The following is a 3,829-nucleotide window of genomic DNA, read 5'->3' on the forward strand; positions in this document are numbered from 1 at the left end:
CCATTTCTGCCTTGCGCTCTTTCCTCACCGGTTTCGATCATGACGACGAAGGCGTCGCGATGGAGGAAGGGGATCGCTGCGTGGCCAGGGCAGTTCCTCTTGCTGGGAGGCTGCGCGCCCTAGCAACCAGCCACCAGCCAATCCAGCCGACCAACTCAACCAACTCACGAGCTAGCTAGTCGGTGGAGCAGGCCAGGCTTCAATAGAGCAGAGTAAACACACTGAGTTGACCGCTGATTGAGCATGAGAAAGCGCGGCCCAGCCAGTGACCAGGGTTAGCCCGGTTCGCGGCCAGGATAAGCCAGGCCAAACGGTCAATGCATGGGTGCGGAGCGTTGCTTTTCTTCTCCGCCAGACCGCAAGTGGATGGGGTGGGCACGCGCTTCAAGCCAGATTTCGAAGCCTGCATACGTCTGCCGAAAGAATGAAGGAGCCACGAGTCATGATCGTTGTAATGAAGCCTAACTGTAGTGAAGCAGCTATTGAGCACGTCCTGCGCTTCCTGGAGCAGGAGGGGTTCACCGGCCATCTCTCGCGCGGAGTGGAACGCACAGTGATCGGCGTGATCGGCTCGGTCAATGTGCAGAACCCTCCCGGCAAGGGAATGATCACCCCGGCCCTGGGCGAGGCCCTGGAGGCCTTCCCCGAGGTAGAAGGGGTTTTCCGCGTCTCGAAGCCCTATAAGCTGGCGAGCCGCGAATTCCATCCTGATGATACGGTGGTCGAGGTGCCGGTCGCCTGTGTAGCAGGTGGCACGGTGCATATCGGTGGTCCCGCCGTGGTAATGATGGCCGGCCCCTGCACAGTAGAGAATGAGAAGCAGCTAATGACGACCGCTGAGGCTGTGCGCAAGGCTGGCGCGGTGATCTTGCGTGGCGGGGCCTTTAAACCCTCGACTTCCCCCTATGGCTTCCGCGGCCTGGGCGAGGAGGGCCTCAAACTTCTGGCCAAGGCCTCGCGCGAGTTTGGCATGGCGGTGGTGACCGAGGTCATGACCCCCGCCGACGTGCCGCTGGTCTGCGAGTATGCCGATATTCTGCAGATCGGCACGCGCAATATGCAGAACTATATGCTCCTCGATGAGGTCGGACGCGTTCAGAAGCCGGTGCTCCTGAAGCGGGGCATGGCGGCGACCATTGAGGAATGGCTCCTGGCAGCTGAATATATTCTTTCTCAGGGCAACCGTGCGGTGATTCTCTGCGAGCGAGGTATCCGCACTTTTGAGAAGAGTACACGCAATACGATGGATCTGAGCGCTATTCCCCTGGTGAAACAGCTCTCGCATTTACCGATCGTGGCCGATCCAAGCCAGGGGACAGGCCGGCGCGACCTGGTAGCGCCGATGACGCTGGCGGCGGTGGCCGCCGGCTGCGATGGCCTCTTGATCGAAGTTCACCCCAATCCCGAGGTCGCACTCAAGGATGGCGCACAGTCGCTGACGACCGAGCAGTTTGCCGAACTGATGCCGCGTGCAGAGGCAGTGGCTCAGGCCATCGGACGCTCGTTTGTGACGGCTTGAGATGCCCACCCAGGCCGCGGCCTGCCCGCTGAGTACGATCCCAGCCGCCCACCTGCCTGAGCGGAGCCGGCTGCGGCCCCGCCTGGGACCATGAGCAGTCAGAAGGCCCTCTCGGCTAGCCACAGGGGAGACGTGGGGCGCGCGCTGGCTCTTTCAAGGCTGCTGACGCGTGCCTCGCGCCTCCTTCGGATCTGAGATGATGGGTTCGCTCCATCGATCTTCAGGTAAAGTTTGGTTCGCCCATGCTGGAGATGCAGGAACTGGCCGGCTGAATCTGCGGGTTGTCGAGAAATTCCCCCATGATCAGGTTGGCGCAAGAGCTGGTCAGGAAGACGCCGTGACCCGTGCCCGGAAAGACAAAGAGGTAGCTATGGCTCAAGGTTTTTTGGGCCATCATGGCATTGCTGGTTGGTGTGATTGGATCATATTCGCCCGAGAGAATCAGCGTCGGCAGATCGCTCTTGACCGGCTGCTTTTGCTCGGGCGGCACTGGCGGAACATTCCAGAGCTGGCAGACGCGATAGTCGGACTCCAGACTATCCTGCATACCGGCCCGCAGCTCAGGTCGCAGGACCAGGATGGTCTTGTCCAGCGCCTGAAGTGAGGTGTAGCGCATGTCCTCGCCGCATTCGACAGAGTAGTACATGCCATAGCTAACGTCATTGGCCAGCAGCAGCTGCCCATAGGTCTCGGAGATCAGAGTATACTGCCCATGATCAATCTCACTGATGGCCCGCGGCAGATCGGGGATAAAACTGGTCACATAGAGAGAGGTGAAGACCCACTGGACCAGGCCATCACCCGTCAGCAGCACAGGGCCGTACTGGAGATCGTTGAAGGTCACCGGGTGGGCGTTGAGGCGATCAACCAGACGATAAAAGGTGGCCTCCAGGTTGGGATAGCTCTCGTTGCAGAGGGCATCTGTCCGACAGCCATTGAAGAGGGTGTCAAAAGCATGCTGCATCGCAGCCGGAAAAGAGGTGAAAAGGTTGCTCTGAGTGGGAACGGTTGAATCAAGGATGACGCTGCGCAGGTCCTGGGGGAAGAGACGCATGACAGTGAGAGCCAGCCGCGTGCCATAGGAGACGCCGTAGAGATCGACCTGCCGATAGCCGAGGGCATGGATTAAATCGTGGACGTCCTGGGCGTCGGCGATGGTGGTGTAGGCGCTCAGGTGAATGCCTTCGGCAGTGAGCCGATCGTGGCAGGAGCGCATGGCTTGCAGATACTGAGCATCATTGGCCTGACGGCTAAGGTTCTCATCCTTGGTGGCCTGGGTGAAGCGGTCGATTTCTCCGCAATAGAGCGAGGGCGTGGAGTAGCCCGTGCCCCGCTGGTCAAAGAGGATGAAGGTGTGTCCTAGCGTCACAGCTTGAAGGTTGGCCTGGCTGATGTAGGGACCTAGCTCGCTGAGGGTGGCCCCGCCCGGTCCACCAGAGAGATAGAGGAAGGGAGCGGCATCAGTCTGAGCAGTGCCGGCTTTGAAGATCGCTACCGCCAGGTGAACGGTGTTGCCCTGCGGCTGACTGCGGTCTTCAGGCACAGTCAAGACTCCACAGGTCAGATCGCGCCCCTGAACGATGCCCCTGCCCGGTTGAAAAGGACAGGGTCCCGTGTGGAAGCTGCTGGTTGCGGCGCCTGGGGTGACGACGACGCTCGCTTTCGCCGTTGGCTGTGAGCTAGTCGAGCTGCTGCCCCCACGAGCAGCAAGGGCGAGATAGGTCGCTATCCCACCAGCAAAGAGGATAAGGCCAATCAGGAGGATAGCAATGATGAAGCGCCAGGGACCAGGTGTGCGCGGCGCCGTCGGCGGAAGAATCGGCGATTGACCCGGTATGACGGGCGGCCCCTCTAGCCCAGGACCCAAGGACGGCAGCCTGGGCAGTGCCCTGCTCTCAGTCATGAGAGACTCGTTCGACCCGTTGGCTCCTCCAGGTCCCGCAGGCGGCGCAGCAGGAGCAGCCAGCCTTTCCGAGGGGAGCGGATAGATAATGTCGTTGCGCTCCTGATAACGGAGACCAGGAGGCGAGTACTCATAGTAGGGGGTATCACCATAGCCCGGCTGGAGCCCGTCTATCTCACGCGGTTCTTTCTCAAAAGGTGAGGTCTGCTCTGTCATCAACACACCTTTCTAGCGCAGCTCGGCAAGGCCAGCAGGCTCGTGTCTGAGCCGAAACGGAAGGAAAGAATGGCTCTGCCTTCCGGCTACCTTCAGCGGCTTCTCAGCGGCTTCTCACTGGAAGCTGCTTCCACTTTCTTCTTCCCTCTCCCACCTGTCGGCCTGACTGGCCCGCCAGGCAGCCTGCTCCT

At 60.5% G+C, this 3,829-nt stretch carries 2 protein-coding genes; one reads left to right on the forward strand and one right to left on the reverse strand.

Features of this window, described 5'->3' with window-relative positions; all coding sequences use genetic code 11:
* Positions 1-442 precede the first annotated feature (442 nt).
* The gene (aroF, locus tag IRZ31_RS20595) at positions 443-1,519 is read left to right on the forward strand and encodes a 3-deoxy-7-phosphoheptulonate synthase (protein ID WP_112433184.1); all 1,077 of its coding nucleotides are present in this window, start codon (positions 443-445) and stop codon (positions 1,517-1,519) included.
* A gap of 220 nt (positions 1,520-1,739) precedes the next feature.
* Here aroF and IRZ31_RS20600 read toward each other — a convergent pair whose 3' ends face one another.
* The gene (locus tag IRZ31_RS20600; RefSeq protein ID WP_112433182.1) at positions 1,740-3,638 is read right to left on the reverse strand and encodes an alpha/beta hydrolase; all 1,899 of its coding nucleotides are present in this window, start codon (positions 3,636-3,638) and stop codon (positions 1,740-1,742) included.
* Between the last annotated feature and the right edge of the window lie 191 nt (positions 3,639-3,829).

It is taken from the genome of Thermogemmatispora sp., from assembly GCF_019683635.1.
In the GTDB taxonomy this organism is placed as follows: Bacteria; Chloroflexota; Ktedonobacteria; order Ktedonobacterales; family Ktedonobacteraceae; genus Thermogemmatispora.

Bases quoted from the DNA above. Each gene is read 5' to 3' on its own strand.
- aroF (WP_112433184.1), top strand. From the start codon at position 443: ATGATCGTTGTAATGAAGCCTAACTGTAGTGAAGCAGCTATTGAGCAC.
- IRZ31_RS20600 (WP_112433182.1), bottom strand. From the start codon at position 3,638: ATGACAGAGCAGACCTCACCTTTTGAGAAAGAACCGCGTGAGATAGAC.